This window comes from Stutzerimonas kunmingensis (assembly GCF_014764705.1).
GTDB lineage: Bacteria > Pseudomonadota > Gammaproteobacteria > Pseudomonadales > Pseudomonadaceae > Stutzerimonas.
Window position 1 is genome coordinate 22609 of sequence record NZ_JACXXG010000023.1, and the last position, 16172, is coordinate 38780.

Sequence of the window (16172 nt, forward strand, 5' to 3'; positions counted from 1 at the left end):
GCCACCATGGCCGGCGGATGACGCGGCTTCACCGCTCATCACCCGACCGGTTGCGCGGTACTCGCGCTGGGCAGGCGCAGCCCGTAGACTTTCGCACTTTCCGGTCATCCGCTGCGTCACTGCCCCCATGTCCCTTCTGCGCGCCCTGTTGCTCTCGACGTTCTGCCTGTTTGTCGCCCCCCTGCATGCTCAGTCACTGGACAGCCTGACGGGCACCCCGCCCGCCAGCGAAGGCGAAACGAAATCCGCACAACCCTCGTTGGACGAACAGACCCGGCGCATGGGCGAGCAGGCCGCGACCAGCGAAACCCGCCTGGCCGAACTGAAAGCGCAGCTGGCGCAGGCGCCGAAGGAAATCGCCGAGGCTCAGCGCGAGCTGGCGAAACTCAAGGCCAGCCCGGACGAGGACCCCGCCAAGCGCTATGCCAGCCAGTCGGTGGAGGCACTCGAGCAGCGCCTGAGCGCGCGGGTCGAGGAGCTGTCCGAATGGCAGAAGCAGTTCAGTGCCGCCAACAGCATGATCATCAGCGCGCAGACCCGTCCCGAGCGCGCCCAGGCGCAGATCGGCACGGCGCAGACGCGCATCCAGGAAATCAACAACCTGCTCAAAGGTGGACGCGAATCCGGCAAGCCGCTGAGCGAGGAGCGTCGCGCACTGCTGGAAGCGGAGATCGCCTCGCTCGGCGCGCAGATCGAACTGCGCCGCCAGGAACTGGCCGGCAACAGCCTGCTGCAGGACCTGGGCAAGGCCCGCCGCGACCTGCTGGCCGAGCGCATCGCCCGTGCCGAGCAGGACACCCAGGCCCTGCAAGGGCTGATCAACGAGAAGCGCCGTGCCGAATCGGAGCAGACCGTCGCCGAGTTCTCCGCGCGGGTGCAGCAGGCCGGCTCGGACAAGCTGCTCGCCGCCGAAAGCGCCGAGAACCTCAAGCTGTCCGACTACCTGCTGCGGGCCACCGAGCGCCTCAACCGCCTCAACCAGCAGAACCTGCAGACCCGCCAGCAGCTCGATACCCTCAACCAGACCGACCAGGCGCTGGAAGAACAGATCGCCGTGCTCGAAGGCAGCCTGCTGCTGTCGCGCATCCTCTATCAGCAGAAACAGGCGCTGCCGAGCCTGCAGCTGGACAAGGACCTCGCCGACGAAATCGCCGATATCCGTCTCTATCAGTTCGAGCTCAACCAGCGCCGTGAAGCCGCGGGCAATGCCGCCGCCTATGTCGACCAGTTGCTGGCCGAGCAGAAAGAGGAGGAAGTGACCCCCGAACTGCGTCGGACCCTGCTCGACCTGGCCACCACCCGCAGCGAGCTGCTCGACCGCCTCAACCGTGAGCTGGACGCGCTGCTCAACGCCTCGATCACCCTGCAGCTCAACCAGAAGCAGCTGCAGGACACCGCCAGCGCGCTTAGCAATACCCTCGACGAGCAGATGTTCTGGATTCCCAGCAACAAGCCGCTTGATTTGGACTGGCTGCAGGGTTCGGTTCGCCGACTCAAGGCGCAGCTCGCGGCGATGCCCTGGCTGTCCGCGGTGCAAGAGTTGGGTGCTGGACTGAAGGAACGCCCGCTGTTCTTTCTGCCGCTGCTGCTGCTGATCGCCGCGCTGCTCTGGTGGCGCAAGAAGATCGACGCCAAACTCAGTTCGCTGAGCGAGGAAATCGGCCATTTCCGCAACGACAGTCAGTTGCACACCCCGCTGGCGCTGCTGCTCAACCTGCTGCTGGCGCTGCCCGGCGCGATGTTCCTGGCCCTTTGCGGCTACCTGCTGCAGATGGACGCGCGCGGGCAGAACTACGTCCTCGGCGCCGCCCTGTACGAAATGGCCCAGGCCTGGCTGGTGTTCTACAGCGCCTACCGCATGCTCTCGCCAGGGCGCGTGGCCGAGCTGCACTTCGGCTGGTCGCGGCCGCAGGTGGCCTTCCTGCGTGACGAGATTCGCCGGCTGGGGCTGATCGTCATGGCCCTGGTTGCCGTGGTCAGCGTCGCCGAACATCAGCCGGCGCGGCTGGCCGACGACGTGCTCGGCATTCTCGTGGTGCTGACCTGCTTCGCCCTGATGAGCTGGCGTCTCAACCGCCTGCTGCTCAAGGGCCCGTCGAGCCAGAACGCCCCGCCGCTGCGCCTGATGATCGGCCTGCTGTTCAGCGTGCTGCCGATCGCGCTGATCGTCGCGGTGGGCTTTGGCTACTACTACACAGCGCTGAAGCTGACCGACCGCCTGATCGACACACTCTACCTGCTGATGATCTGGATCGTCGTCGAAGCGGCGCTGGTCCGCGGCCTCACCGTCGCGGCGCGGCGGCTGGCCTACAAGCGCGCCCTGGCCAAGCGCCAGGCGCAGGGCGACGATGGCAGCGACACGGTGGAAACCCAGGGCGAACCGGGGCTGGACATCGAACAGGTCAACCAGCAGTCGCTGCGCCTGACCCGCCTGACCATGTTCGGCGTGTTCCTCGTGGCGCTGTACTGGGTCTGGTCCGACCTGATCTCGGTGGTGTCCTACCTGGACAACATCACCCTGTACGAATACACCACCGGCAGCGGCGATGCCCTGACCACCGCGGCGATCAGCCTGAACAACCTGCTCGGCGCACTGCTGATCATCGCCATCACCGTGGCCCTGGCGCGCAACCTGCCCGGCCTGCTGGAAGTCATGGTGCTGTCCAAGCTGCGTCTGGCCCAGGGCAGCGCCTACGCCACCACCACGCTGCTGTCCTATGCGCTGGCCGGCTTCGGCATCGTCACCACGCTGTCCACTCTCGGCGTCAGCTGGGACAAGCTGCAGTGGCTGGTAGCCGCGCTCTCGGTGGGCCTGGGTTTCGGCTTGCAGGAAATCTTCGCCAACTTCATCTCCGGCCTGATCATCCTCTTCGAACGCCCGGTACGAATCGGCGACGTGGTGACCATCGGCAACCTGTCGGGCACGGTCAGCCGGATTCGCATCCGCGCCACCACCATCACGGACTTCGACCGCAAGGACATCATCGTCCCGAACAAGACCTTCATCACCGGTCAGCTGATCAACTGGTCGCTGAGCGACACCGTGACCCGCGTGACGGTCAAGGTCGGCGTGGGCTACGGCTCGGACCTGGAGCAGGTGAAGGCGCTGCTCTACAAGGCCGCTCAAGCCAACCCGCGCGTACTCAAGGACCCGGAGCCGCAGGTGTTCTTCCTCAACTTCGGCGAGAGCACGCTGGACCACGAACTACGCATCCACGTGCGTGATCTGGGCGACCGCAACCCGGCCACCGATGAGATCAACCGCTTCATCGACCGTGAATTCACCAAGGCCGGCATCAACATCGCCTTCCGCCAGGTCGATGTGTTCCTGAAGAACTTCGCCGGCCAGCAGCTGCAGCTCAGTGCCACGCCGAAGCCCGCCGACGACACGCCGAAGCCGGCGACCGACGATCGCGGCTGAGGAACGTCCGGGCACCGCGCACTCTCCAACGTCCAGAACGCCCGGCTGCGGCCGGGCACTCCTCGTCCGCCTGCCGCCGCCGGAGACATCTTGAAAAGCCTGACCCAGCTGACCTTCGACAACCGCTTCGCCCGCCTCGGCGATACCTTCTCTACCGAGGTCTCGCCGCAGCCACTGAACGATCCACGCCTGGTGGTCGTCAGCGAGGCGGCCATGGCGCTGCTGGATCTGGACCCGGCCGAGGCCGAGCAGCCGCTGTTCGCCGAACTGTTCTCCGGGCACAAGATCTGGTCGACCGCCGAACCGCGGGCGATGGTCTATTCCGGCCACCAGTTCGGCAGCTACAACCCGCAGCTGGGCGATGGCCGTGGGCTGCTGCTTGGCGAAGTGGTCAACGAGGCCGGCGAGTACTGGGATTTGCACCTCAAGGGCGCCGGCAAGACGCCCTATTCACGCATGGGCGACGGCCGCGCGGTGCTGCGCTCGTCGATTCGCGAGTTCCTCGCCAGCGAACATCTGCATGCGCTGGGCATTCCCAGCTCGCGGGCGCTGTGCGTCACCGGTTCGGATTCGCTGGTCTACCGCGAGCGCCCGGAGCGCGGTGCCATGCTGCTGCGCCTGGCGCCCAGTCATGTGCGCTTCGGCCATTTCGAGTTCTTCTATTACACCCGCCAGCACGCCGAGCTGAAACAGCTGCTCGAACACGTCATCGAGGCGCACTTCAGCGAACTGCTGGAACACCCCGAGCCGTTCCACGCATTCTTCCGCGAGGTGCTCGAACGCACTGCCGCGCTGATCGCCCGTTGGCAGGCCTACGGCTTCTGCCATGGAGTGATGAACACCGACAACATGTCGATCCTCGGCATCACCTTCGATTTCGGCCCCTACGCCTTTCTCGACGACTTCGACGCGCGCTTCATCTGCAACCATTCCGATGACGCCGGACGCTACTCCTTCGAGAACCAGGTGCCCATCGCCCACTGGAACCTGGCGGCGCTGGCCCAGGCACTGACGCCTTTCGTCGAGGTCAAGGTGCTGCGCGAAACCATGGAGCTGTTCCTACCGCTGTACGAAGCGGAATGGTTGGACCTGATGCGCCGGCGTCTGGGTTTCGCCCAGGCCGAGGCGGATGACGAGGCGCTAGTGCGCCGCCTACTGCAACTGATGCAGGCCAGTGCCGTCGATTACACGAACTTCTTCCGTGAACTCAGCGAGAGCCCGGCCGAACAGGCGGTCCGCCGCCTGCGCGAGGACTTCGTCGATCTGCAAGGCTTCGATGCCTGGGCCGCGGACTATTGCGCGCGCACCGCACGTGAGGGCAGCGAGCCGGCCGAGCGACAGGCGCGCATGCAGGCGGTCAACCCGAAGTACATCCTGCGCAACTACCTGGCGCAGCAGGCAATCGAGGCGGCGGAAAAAGGTGATTACGCCCCCGTGCGCGAATTGCACGCCGTGCTCAGCCGTCCCTTCGAGGAACAGCCGGGCATGCAGCGCTACGCCGAGCGGCCGCCGGAATGGGGCAAGCACCTGGAGATCAGCTGCTCGTCCTGAGGCGGAAAATCAGTATCGCGCCGGGGCCGGCGCACTAGGCACCTTCTCCGCTCGGGCGGAGATACGCTCTTGCGGCGCTACAGGCCCGCGAGCATACCGGCAGCTACTCGCCCAGCGGCAGCAGCACGCGGAACAGCGAGCCCTGGCCTTCCTCGCTCTGCACCTGAATGCGGCCGTTGTGCGCACGGACGATCTGGTCGGCGATGAACAAACCCAGTCCCAGGCCGGCGCTGCTTTCGCTGCCTTCGGCACGTTCGAACTGGCAGAAGATGCGCTCCAGACTCTGCGGGCTGATGCCGATGCCGTGGTCGCGCACCTCGATGCAGGCGCCGTCTGCACACGACACGACACTGACGTGCACCGGCTTGCCAGCCCCGTAGCGCATGGCATTGGTCAGCAGATTGGCCAGCACCTGTTCGATACGGAAGGCGTCCCACACGCCGATAATCGGCTCGTTTCGCTCCAGCCGCAGTTCGCAGCCACAGGCTTCCATCTGCGCCGCAAAGCTCTCCACGACGTTGCCCACCAGCTGCGCGAGGTCGGTGCGGCTCGGGCGGATCGACAACTTGCCGGTACGGATGCGCGAGACATCGAGCATGTCGTCGATCAGGCGGATCAGGCTCTGAATCTGCCGCTCGTCCTTGTCCACCATGTTGCGCAGGCGCTCTTCGCTGAAGGCCTCGAGGTTGTTGCGACTGAGCTGCAGCTTGCGCAGCTGCACCTCGAGGATCAGGGTGTTGAGCGGCGTTTTCAGCTCGTGGGAGACGATCGACATGAAGTCATCGCGCATGCGCACGGCGCCCTCCAGCTCGGCCTGGGTGCTGCGCAGTTCGTCGAGCAGCACTTCCTGCTCACGACGGCTCCGTTCCAGGGCCTCCAGTTGGCGCGCCAGGCGCTTGCGCCCGCGATAAAGATCGACGAACACACTGACCTTGCTGCGCACCGCGTGGGCATCCAGCGGCTTCTGCATGAAATCCACCGCGCCGCTCTCGTAACCCTTGAAGGCATAGTTGAGCTCACGGCCGGCGGCGCTGACGAAGACGATGGGGATCTGCTTGGTGCGTTCGGTGCCGCGCATCAGCTCGGCCAGCTGGAAGCCATCCATGCCCGGCATCTGCACGTCGAGGATTGCCAGCGCGAACTCGTGCCGCAGCAACAGCTCCAGCGCCTGCTCGGCCGATTCGGCCTGATGAACCCGTATGCCGGGCGCCTGCAACAGCGCATCCAGAGCCAGCAGGTTCTCCGGCAGGTCATCGACGATCAGCAGATTCACCTCGTCGGTACGGTCGGGCATGGTCACTCCAGTTCTCGCAACAATCGGTGAATGTCGCGTAGGGGCAAGATGTAATCCGGCGCGAAGCGCCGCAGAGCGGCGCGAGGCATGGTTGGTACGGCCGCTTCGACGGGGTCCTGAATCACGGTCAACCCGCCGCCGCGGTGAATCGCCTCGAGGCCGGCGGCGCCATCCTCGTTGGCGCCGGTCAGCAGGAAACCCGCAACCTGCGGCCCCCAGACATCGGCCGCCGATTCGAACAGCACGTCGATCGACGGACGGGAAAAATGCACCGCATCGTCCTGGCTCAGGGACAGGCTGCGGTCGCTCTCGACCAGCAGGTGGTAGCCGGGTGCGGCAAAGTACAGCATTCCGCAGCGTAACTGGTCCTTGTCGTCGGCTTCCTTGACCAGCAGCCGGGTTCTGCGTCCGAATATCTCGGCCAGATGCGTCGGGCCATTGGCCGGCACGTGCTGGACCACCAGGATCGGCAAGCGAAAACCGCTCGGCAGGCCTTCGAGCACTATCCCCAGTGCTTCGAGTCCACCTGCCGAGGCGCCGATCACCACGGCCTCTATCGGCGGCTGGCGGCGGATCTGCAGAATCGCCTGCGCGGAGCTGCTCATGACTTGCGGAAGATCCTTTCCGATTTGTTGAACGGCTCGTAGTAACCGGCGTAGCCGGAGAACTCGACCGTTTCCTTGCTCCCCAGACCAAGAAATCCGCGGTGGCAGAGCGATTCGTGGAACAGACCGAAGGCGCGGTCCTGCAGCGGCTTGTTGAAATAGATCAGCACGTTGCGGCAGGAGATCAAATGCGTTTCGGAAAATACGCTATCGGTGGCCAGGCTATGGTCGGCAAACGTAACCGTTTCTTTCAGCGATTTGTCCATAATCGCCGAGTCGTACGCCGCGGTGTAGTAGTCGGAAAAACTGCGCGTGCCGCCGGCCTGCTGGTAGTTCGCCGTGTACTGGCGCAGGTGGTCGATGGCGAAGATGCCCTGGCGCGCCTGCTCCAGCGAACGCGGGTTGATATCGGTGGCGTAGATGATCGAACGCTCGAGCAGCCCCTCTTCCTTGAGCAGGATGGCCATCGAGTAGACCTCTTCGCCGGTGCTGCAGCCGGCGATCCAGATCTTCAGCGACGGATAGGTGCGCAGCACCGGCACCACCTGTTCCCGCAGCGCGCGGAAATAGCCGGGATCGCGGAACATCTCGCTGACCGGGATGGTGAGGTACTGCAGCAGATCCATGAAGGCCTGCGGGTCATAGAGGATCTTGCGCTGCAAGGCCGAGATGCTCTCGCACTGCAACTGCTTCAACGCCAGCAATACCCGGCGCTTGAGCGAAGCGCCGGAGTAGTCACGGAAGTCATAGCTGTACTTGAGGTAGATCGCCTCGATCAGCAGCTTGAGTTCGATCTCGACGTTACGGTCGCCCATTTCACAGCAGCTCCACTTTCGGCAGCCAGACGCGGATCAGCGAGAACAGCCGGTCGAGGTCGATGGGTTTGGCCAGGTAATCATTGGCGCCCGAACGCAGGCAGCGGTCCTGATCATCCTTCATCGCCTTGGCGGTCACCGCGATGATCGGCAGCTTGGCGAAGCGGGCATCCTTGCGGATTTCCTGCATGGCGGTGAAGCCATCCATCTCCGGCATCATGATGTCCATCAGCACCAGGTCGATGCCGGCATCGTGCTGCAGCTTGTCGATGGCCTCCAGGCCGTTGCGGGCGATCTCCACCAGCGCGCCCTTCTGCTCCAGCGCGCTGGTCAGGGCGAAGACGTTGCGCACGTCGTCGTCCACCACCAGGATCTTGCGGCCCTCGAAGGCCTTCTCGCGGCTGCGCGCGCTTTTCAGCATCTTCTGCCGCTCCGGCGGCATGTCCGACTCGACCTTGTGCAGGAACAGCGTCACCTCGTCGAGCAGACGCTCCGGCGAGCGCGCGCCTTTGATGATGATCGAGCGCGAGTACTTGAGCAGCGCCGCCTCCTCGTCGCGGGTCAGGTTGCGCCCGGTGTAGACGATCACCGGCGGGAAGGAGCAGATGTCCTCCTTGGCCATGCGCTCAAGCAGTTCGCTGCCGTCCATGTCCGGCAGCTTGAGGTCGATGATCATGCAATCGAACACCGTGTCGCGCAGCAGTTCGAGCGCCTGGGCACCGAACTCGACGGCGGTGATCTCGATGTCGACGTCCTCGATCAGCCGCGACATGCTCTCGCGCTGCAGCGCGTCGTCCTCGACCAGCAGGATGCGCTTGACCTTCTGCGCCAGCTTGGCCTCCAGCCGGCTGAAGACGTCCTTGAGTTCTTCGCGAGTGGTCGGCTTCATCGCGTAACCCACCGCGCCCATCTGCAGGGCAGCTTCCTTGCGATCCTCCACCGATACCACGTGCACCGGGATATGCCGGGTCGCGGGGTTTTCCTTGAGCCGTTCGAGCACCGTCAGACCGGAGTGATCCGGCAGGCGCATGTCGAGCAGGATCGCGTCCGGCTTGTACTGCACCGCGGTATCGAAGCCGTCGTCGGCGTTCTGCGCCAGCAGGCAGCTGTACTGCAGCTCATGCGCGAGATCGTGGAGGATGCGCGCGAACTGCGGCTCGTCCTCGATCACCAGCACGCAGCGCTCCTTGAACGGGAACCTGTCGCGGTCATCGGCCAGGCGCGCCTGCGGTACCGCGGCGGCACGATTCAGCAGCTCAAGCTCGTCGTGACGGATCGGCGCTTTGCTCGGCACAAGCGCCGGCTTGCTGCTCGGCTCCGGCTGGCGGCTCGGCTCCTGCACCACCGGCGCGGCGACGAGCGCTTCGCTGTAGTTCTGCGGCACGACCAGGGTAAAGGTGCTGCCGGCGCCCGGCTGGCTCTGCACTTCGATTTCTCCGCCGAGCAGATTGGCCAGCTCGCGGGAGATCGACAGGCCCAGGCCGGTGCCACCGTAACGGCGGTTGGTGGTGCCGTCGGCCTGGCGGAATGCCTCGAAGATCGCCGCCTGCTGCTCCTGGGCGATGCCGATGCCGGTGTCGCGCACGGCGAAGGCCAGCAGGTCGTCGTCGCGCGGTTCGACGCGCAGCGTCACCGAGCCTTTCTCGGTGAACTTGAAGGCATTGGCCAGCAGATTCTTGATGATCTGCTCCAGGCGCTGGCGATCGCTGAACAGGCTGGCCGGCAGGTCATCGGCAAGCTCCACGCTGAACTGCAGGGATTTCTCCATGGCCAGCGGCAGGAACAGATTCTTCATGCCGTCGACCAGGCGGGTGAGGATGGTCAACTCGGGATGCACCTCGAGCTTGCCGGCTTCCACCTTGGAGATGTCGAGGATGTCGTTGATCAGGGTGAGCAGATCGTTGCCCGCCGAATAGATGGAGCGGGCGAACTGCACCTGATCGTCGCTGAGGTTGCCCTCGGGGTTGTCGGCCAGCAGCTTGGCCAGGATCAGCGAGCTGTTCAGTGGCGTGCGCAGCTCGTGGGACATGTTGGCAAGGAATTCGGACTTGTAGCGGCTGGCGCGCTGCAATTCGTCAGCGCGCTGTTCGAGCATCAGCTGTACCTCGTTCAGGCGCTGATTCTTCTCGTCCATCTGGTCGCGCTGGCGGGCCAGCTCTTCGGTCTGCTCGGCCAACTGCTCGTTGGTCTGCTCCAGCTCGGCCTGCTGTTCTTCCATGTGCGCCTGGGACTCGCGCAGGGCGTTGGATTGTTCTTCCAGTTCCTCGTTGGCGGCGCGCAGTTCTTCCTGCTGCACCTGCAGCTCCTCGTTGAGCTGCTGGGTTTCGGCGAGCACCTTTTGCAAGCGCTGACGATAGCGCGCTGCCTCGATGGCCGAACCGATGCTGGGGACGATGCGCCGCAGCAGCTCGCTGTCCTGCTCGCGCAGCGGCCGCAGGAAGCCCAGCTCGACCACACCGTTGAGCATGCCGCTGTCTTCCACCGGCACGATGAGTACCGAGCGCGGCGCCGTGTTGCCCAGCCCCGAGGTCACCTTGAGGTAATCCGCCGGCAGGTCTTCGAGCGCCATTACCCGCCGCTCCAGCGCGGCCTGGCCGACCAGGCCGTTGCCGATGTCCAGCGTGCGCGCACTTTGCAGATGATCGGGGTCGTAGGCATATTCGGCGACGCGCTGCAGCTTGCCATCCTGCACCACGTAGAGCGCGCCGACCGCCGCATCGATATAGCGCGAAAGAAAATTCAGCACACCCTGGCCGAGCGCCGGCAGGGCCAGCTCGCCGATGATGGAGTCGCTGAGCTGGGTCTGCCCGGTGCGGTACCAGGCCTGCTGCTCAAGCGCCTCGGCATGCGCCTGCTGGCGCTGCAGCGACTGCGAGTAGCTCTCCGACAGCGAGGTCAGGTCACGACGACCGAGGTATACCAGCAGGCCGCTGAAGATCAGGCTGAACAGCAGGAAGCCGCCGATCAGCGCGGTAGTGATCACTTCCGAAACGTCGGTGCGCTCGCTGCGCAGCTGACGCTCGCGGGCGATGAAGTCGTTGAGCAGGCGGCGCTGGTCCTCCTTCAGCTCGAGTCCGCGCTTGCTCTGCACCTCTTCGATAATCGAAAGCCCCTGGCCGCGCTGGCCGATCAGATCCTCGGCAAAGACCAGCCATTGGCTGTGCAGCATGGCGATACGCTCGATGCGTTCGAGCTGCTCGGCGTCCTCGGCGGCGTACTTGCGCATCAGCTCCACCTGCTCTTCGAACAGCGGCAGCTCGCGCTCATAGGGCTCGAGAAAGCGCGCCTCGCCGGCAATCAGGTAGCCGCGCATCGAGGACTCGATGTCGTTGAGCATCTTCTGCGCCTCGTGGGCGTAGGCCACGCCCTGAACCGAACGCTCGACCCATTGGCTCACGCTCAGCAGGTAATACACGATGGCGCTGAAGAAGAAGGCGCTGAGAAAGCCGAACCCCAGTGGCACGGCCACGTTGCGGTTGAGTATTCGCCTGAAATTGCTCTGATCGATGAAGGACTCGCTCATTGGTTTCCTTTCCGTATACCTGGCGCGGGCGGCTGAGCGCAGGCGTCACCCACGGGCGATCGCGCTCGGTTAGCGGCGTTTTCTTGAGTGTTTCGCGCGTGATTGGTTCCGTAGCGCAGGAAGCGCGACTCTACACGGCCAGGGGAAGGAGTTCAAAAGCAGCCCGGCGAGCCGGGCCGCTGACGATCAACGGCGAGCGATGATCCAGACCGCGTGGATGATGCCGGGGATATAGCCGAGCAAGGTGAGCAGGATGTTGAGCCAGAACGCGCCGGCGAAGCCTACCTGGAGGAACACGCCAAGCGGTGGCAGCAGTATCGCGATAATGATGCGGATGAGGTCCATCATGGTCTCCGTCAGGTAAGTGTGGCCATATGCGGCTTACCTGAATCGACCGGAACAGCGCAGAGGGGTTCCTTCCACGCTGCTGGCGGAGCGCCGCTGCCGAGGGGCAGCGGGCTGAAGTCCGAGGGCGACCGGATAAGCCGCCGAGGGCATCGGTTAGATGCACGGAGGGGAGAGACGCAGCCCGTCTTTCACGTGGGCATCGTTGCGTCATGCCGCTTCGCCTTTTGAGCCAAGGGCGGCGCCGAGCGTATCGCTTAGCCTGCTAACAATCTCAGACGAAAGGCGTAGACGCCATTGGCCATTGGTCGATAGCCGCGCATTTCGCTCGGGCTCATCCGAACTCCCCCATGCCCGCACGGGTCGTCTAAGCAGACCGCGGGCCGCCGAGCGCGACCGCCAACTGCAACGATCAGAGGACTTCTCATGCCAGAACCAATCGCGGTGATCTGCGGCGCAACCGCTGGCGTCGGCCGCGCGACCGCCGAGGCCTTTGCCACTGCCGGCTACCGGGTGGCGCTGATCGCCCGGGGGGAACAGGGCCTGCGCGACACCCGCGATCAACTCGAAGCACTGGGCGCGACGGTACTGGCGATCTCCGCCGATGTCGCCGATGCCAAGGCGCTGGATGCCGCGGCCAGCCGCATCGAGTCGGAACTGGGGCCGATCGATGTCTGGGTCAACGCGGCGATGGCGACAGTGTTCGGCCCCTTCGCGTCCCTGACCGCCGAGGAAATCCGCCGCGTCACCGAGGTGACCTACCTCGGCAGCGTGCACGGCACGCTGGCTGCGCTGCGCCACATGCGCCCACGCAACAGCGGTACCATCGTCCAGGTCGGCTCGGCACTGGCCTACCGCGCCATCCCCTTGCAGTCGGCTTATTGCGGCGCCAAGTTCGCCATTCGCGGCTTTATCGATTCGCTGCGTTGCGAGCTGATCCACGACAACAGCGCCATTCGCCTGAGCATGGTTCAGCTGCCGGCGCACAACACCCCGCAGTTCGATTGGGCACGCAACAAGATCGGCTGGCGCGCGCAGCCGGTGCCGCCGATCCACACACCGGAAGTCGCAGCGCGGGCCATCCTTCGTGCGGCGCGTGAAGCACCCCGGGAGCTGTGGGTCGGCACGGCCAGCCTGAAGGCGATCATCGGCACGCTGTTCATGCCCGGCCTGCTCGATCGCATGCTCGCGCGGCAGGCCTGGGACGGACAGCTGGTGCCCGAGCGCGTGGCGGAAAACCGCCCGGACAACCTGTTCGAGCCAGTCGAAGGCCTGCACTCGACCGACGGCCGCTTCGGCGATCAGGCGCAGTCACATGCGCTGACCATCAGCGCGGCGAATGTAGGCAAGCTGGCCCTGGGCGCCGGCGCCCTGCTGGCACTGGGTGCGGGTTGGGCATTGGGCCGAGGCCGACGCTAGCGCTCAGGCGGCCGCGGCGAACGCTTGCGACGGATGTTGAGCCAGGACAGCACGGCCAGCGCCAGCATCGCACCGGTCATGTTGTAGTTGCCGATGGCGGCATAGCCGACGGCCGCCAGCGAGCAGGCGGCGAATCCGATCCAGCGCACGACGCCCATCATCTTCTCCACGGTCTTGCTGCGCGGTGCGGGCATCAGCGCAGCCCATCCTGCCGGCTTCTCGATACGGGCGCGGAGCGCTTGTCGGGGCAAGGAATCATCGGCATATCTCCTCGTTCTGCAGGCGACGGACAACCATCCCTCTGCACCTGTGAGGTGTTAACACCGAGCAGAGTTCAGCGATTGCGCCGCACCGCGACACACTCGCGCAGCAATCGGCGCGCGAGCAGCCGTCGTCTACGCTGAAATGACCGGCAGTATCCTGCACTGCCCGAGGAGAGCGCCATGCTCCGCTCCATGCGCCTGCTACGCTGGTCGCTGGCCTTGCTGCTGTTGCTGGCTGGCCCCGCACTGGCTGCGGCGCCGGTCACGCTGCTGCGGGTCGACGGCGCCATCGGCCCGGCCAGCGCCGACTACCTGCTGCGCGGCCTCGAACATGCCCGCGACGAGGGGGCACAGCTGGTAGTGCTGGAATTGGACACCCCCGGCGGGCTGGACACGTCGATGCGCGCGATCATCAAGGCGATCCTCGCCAGCCCGATCCCAGTCGCTACCTACGTCACCCCCAGTGGCGCCCGGGCGGCCAGCGCCGGCACCTACATGCTCTACGCCAGCCATGTCGCGGCGATGGCGCCGGGCACCAACCTTGGCTCGGCGACGCCGGTGCAGATCGGTGGCATGCCCGGCGCACCGCCCGAGCAGCCGCAAGGCGAGCGGGACGAGCCATCCAAGCCCCCCGGCGATGCCATGAGCCGCAAGCAGGTCAACGACGCCGCCGCCTATATCCGCGGCCTCGCCCAGTTGCGCGGACGCAATGCCGAGTGGGCCGAGCAGGCCGTGCGCGAGGCGGTCAGCCTGTCGGCGAGCGAAGCGCTGGAACCGAAGGTGATCGACTACCTGGCGCGCGACGTTGCCGACCTGCTGCGCCAGCTCGACGGCACAACCCTCGCCACCGTCGAGGGTGACGCCACGCTAAGCACCGCCGAAGCCCCACTCATCGAGCACGCACCCGACTGGCGGGTGCGCCTGCTGGCGGTGATCACCAACCCCAGCGTGGCGCTGATCCTGATGATGATCGGCATCTACGGGCTGATCCTCGAATTCTCCAACCCCGGCATCGGCGCCGGCGGCGTGCTCGGCGGCATCTGTCTGATCCTGGCGCTGTATTCGCTGCAGCTGCTGCCGGTGAACTACGCCGGCGTGGCGCTGATCCTGCTCGGCATCGCTTTCATGGTCGCCGAAGCGTTCCTGCCGAGCTTCGGCGTGCTCGGCATCGGAGGCGTGGCCGCGTTCGTCGCTGGCGCGGTGATCCTCATCGATACCGAGGTGCCGGGTTTCGGCATTCCGCTGAGCCTGATCGTGCCGCTGGGCATGGTCAGCGCACTGCTGGTGTTCGGCATCGTCGCCATGGCGCTGAAGGCGCGACGGCAGCGCCTGGTCGGCGGAGACAGCGAGCTGATCGGCAGCCTCGCGCAGATCACCTCGGTCTCGGTACAGGATTCCCACAGTGGCTGGCTGCACCTGCAGGGCGAGAACTGGCAGGTGCACAGCGCCTCGCCGCTGCAGGCCGGCCAGCAGGTACGGGTAATCGCCCGGCACGGGCTGCAACTGGAGGTCGCCGCACAGCCATCCACCCATCGAGAGGAGCTGAACCATGGGCTATGAAATGAGTTTTCTGGTGTTGCTTGTGCTGCTGTTCGGCCTGCTGGCGTCGACCTTTCGCATCCTGCGCGAATACGAGCGCGGCGTGGTGTTCATGCTCGGACGTTTCTGGAAGGTCAAGGGGCCGGGCTTGATCCTGGTGATTCCCGGCATCCAGCAGATGGTACGGGTCGATCTGCGCACGCTGGTGCTCGACGTGCCGACCCAGGACGTGATCTCCCGCGACAACGTCTCGGTGAAGGTCAACGCGGTGGTGTATTACCGCGTGCTGGACGCGCAGAAGGCGATCATCCAGGTCGAGGACTACCATTCGGCCACCAGCCAGCTGGCGCAAACCACGCTGCGTGCGGTGCTCGGCAAGCACGAACTGGACGACATGCTGGCCGAGCGCGAGCGGCTCAACAGCGACATCCAGCAGGTGCTCGATGCGCAGACCGATGCCTGGGGGATCAAGGTGGCCAACGTCGAGATCAAGCACGTCGACCTCGATGAATCAATGATCCGCGCCATCGCCCGGCAGGCCGAGGCGGAACGCGAGCGGCGGGCGAAGGTCATTCATGCGGAGGGCGAACTGCAGGCGTCGGAGAAACTCATGCAGGCCGCCGAGATGCTTGGCCGGCAATCGGGCGCCATGCAGCTGCGCTACATGCAGACACTGAGCAACATCGCCGGTGACAAGAGCTCTACCATCGTCTTCCCGCTGCCCATCGAGCTGCTGCAGGGGATCAAGAACCTCGACAGGAAACCCTGAGTGCACATATTCCCCACGTTTCACCGACCACTGCGGTTGCTGTTGATCGCCCTGCTTGCCTCGGCGCTGGGCGCCTGCACGGCATTTTCACCGCGCGACCCGCTCAACGTTCAGGTCGCCGGCATCCAGCCGCTGCAAGGCGAAGGCCTGGAGGTGCGCTTCCTAGTCAAGCTGCGCCTGCAGAACCCCAACGATGGCGCCATCGACTACAACGGCGTCGCGCTGGACCTGGAGGTCAACGGTCGCCGGCTGGCCAGTGGCGTCAGCGACCAGCGCGGCACGGTGCCGCGTTTCGGCGAGAGCGTGCTCAGCGTGCCGGTGACCATTTCCGCCTTCTCGGCCGCGCGCCAGGCACTGGGACTGGCGGAACACATCGGGCTCGACGAAGTGCCCTACGTGTTGCGTGGCAAGCTTGCCGGCGGCCTGTTCGGCACCCAGCGCTTCGTCGAGAAGGGCACATTCGACTTGTCGCCGGTAACAGGTTCTCCCTACCAGCGCCCCTGAGTCATACGATCACCACCAAAAACCATAAGGATTCCCTAGGCGCTGTACGAGCGGCGCCTGTGCTTCCTCGACGCGCTAAAAATCTCCTCCTATCGCCTCTAATTCTGCTTATATCCTGAAATAG

12 protein-coding genes are annotated in these 16172 nt (G+C 65.1%); 6 read left to right on the plus strand and 6 right to left on the minus strand.

Going from position 1 to position 16172, the window contains the following annotated elements; all coding sequences use genetic code 11:
* Nucleotides 1-127: 127 nt before the first annotated feature.
* Both mscK and selO read left to right on the plus strand, forming a co-directional pair.
* Nucleotides 128-3421, plus strand: coding sequence for a mechanosensitive channel MscK (gene mscK, locus IEG05_RS16435; protein ID WP_191122386.1), 3294 nt, complete (start codon nucleotides 128-130; stop codon nucleotides 3419-3421).
* Between the two features lie 90 nt (nucleotides 3422-3511).
* Entirely contained in the window at nucleotides 3512-4972 is a 1461-nt protein-coding gene (selO, locus tag IEG05_RS16440) for a protein adenylyltransferase SelO (RefSeq protein ID WP_023445221.1), read from the plus strand.
* A 103-nt stretch (nucleotides 4973-5075) separates the two neighbouring features.
* Here the strand turns inward: selO and IEG05_RS16445 are convergent, their stop codons facing one another.
* From IEG05_RS16445 to IEG05_RS16465, 5 genes are all read right to left on the minus strand, one after another.
* Nucleotides 5076-6266, minus strand: a complete 1191-nt coding sequence (locus IEG05_RS16445; RefSeq protein ID WP_023445222.1) for a hybrid sensor histidine kinase/response regulator — start codon at nucleotides 6264-6266, stop codon at nucleotides 5076-5078.
* Between the two features lie 2 nt (nucleotides 6267-6268).
* Complete coding sequence (locus tag IEG05_RS16450; protein ID WP_101275276.1) at nucleotides 6269-6871, minus strand: chemotaxis protein CheB; 603 nt, start codon at nucleotides 6869-6871, stop codon at nucleotides 6269-6271.
* Nucleotides 6868-7686, minus strand: coding sequence for a CheR family methyltransferase (locus IEG05_RS16455; protein ID WP_044313881.1), 819 nt, complete (start codon nucleotides 7684-7686; stop codon nucleotides 6868-6870). Before IEG05_RS16455 ends, IEG05_RS16450 begins: the two co-directional genes overlap by 4 nt.
* A 1-nt stretch (nucleotide 7687) precedes the next feature.
* Nucleotides 7688-11209, minus strand: coding sequence for a response regulator (locus IEG05_RS16460; protein WP_191122387.1), 3522 nt, complete (start codon nucleotides 11207-11209; stop codon nucleotides 7688-7690).
* A gap of 186 nt (nucleotides 11210-11395) precedes the next feature.
* Complete coding sequence (locus IEG05_RS16465; RefSeq protein WP_003282625.1) at nucleotides 11396-11554, minus strand: YqaE/Pmp3 family membrane protein; 159 nt, start codon at nucleotides 11552-11554, stop codon at nucleotides 11396-11398.
* Nucleotides 11555-11980: 426 nt separating this feature from the next.
* Here IEG05_RS16465 and IEG05_RS16470 point away from each other — a divergent pair, with 426 nt between their 5' ends.
* Nucleotides 11981-12973, plus strand: a complete 993-nt coding sequence (locus IEG05_RS16470; protein ID WP_014818843.1) for an SDR family oxidoreductase — start codon at nucleotides 11981-11983, stop codon at nucleotides 12971-12973.
* On the opposite strand, the gene IEG05_RS16475 is transcribed toward IEG05_RS16470, so the two are convergent.
* Nucleotides 12970-13167 carry a hypothetical protein gene (locus IEG05_RS16475; protein ID WP_023445226.1) on the minus strand — a complete coding sequence of 66 codons (198 nt, stop codon included), beginning with the start codon at nucleotides 13165-13167 and terminating at the stop codon, nucleotides 12970-12972. The two genes, IEG05_RS16470 and IEG05_RS16475, sit on opposite strands and share 4 nt — an antisense overlap.
* 249 nt (nucleotides 13168-13416) lie before the next feature.
* On the opposite strand from IEG05_RS16475, the gene IEG05_RS16480 reads away from it, so the two are divergent.
* Genes IEG05_RS16480 through IEG05_RS16490 form a run of 3 tightly spaced genes read left to right on the plus strand, consistent with a single transcriptional unit; the run spans nucleotide 13417 to nucleotide 16048 of the window.
* Complete coding sequence (locus tag IEG05_RS16480) at nucleotides 13417-14796, plus strand: NfeD family protein (protein ID WP_191122388.1); 1380 nt, start codon at nucleotides 13417-13419, stop codon at nucleotides 14794-14796.
* Nucleotides 14786-15544: a slipin family protein gene (locus IEG05_RS16485; RefSeq protein WP_023445229.1), complete on the plus strand. Its 759-nt coding sequence runs from the start codon at nucleotides 14786-14788 to the stop codon at nucleotides 15542-15544. Before IEG05_RS16480 ends, IEG05_RS16485 begins: the two co-directional genes overlap by 11 nt.
* On the plus strand, nucleotides 15545-16048 hold the full coding sequence (locus IEG05_RS16490; protein WP_023445230.1) for an LEA/WHy family protein: 504 nt from the start codon (nucleotides 15545-15547) through the stop codon (nucleotides 16046-16048).
* The last annotated feature ends 124 nt before the right edge of the window (nucleotides 16049-16172 follow it).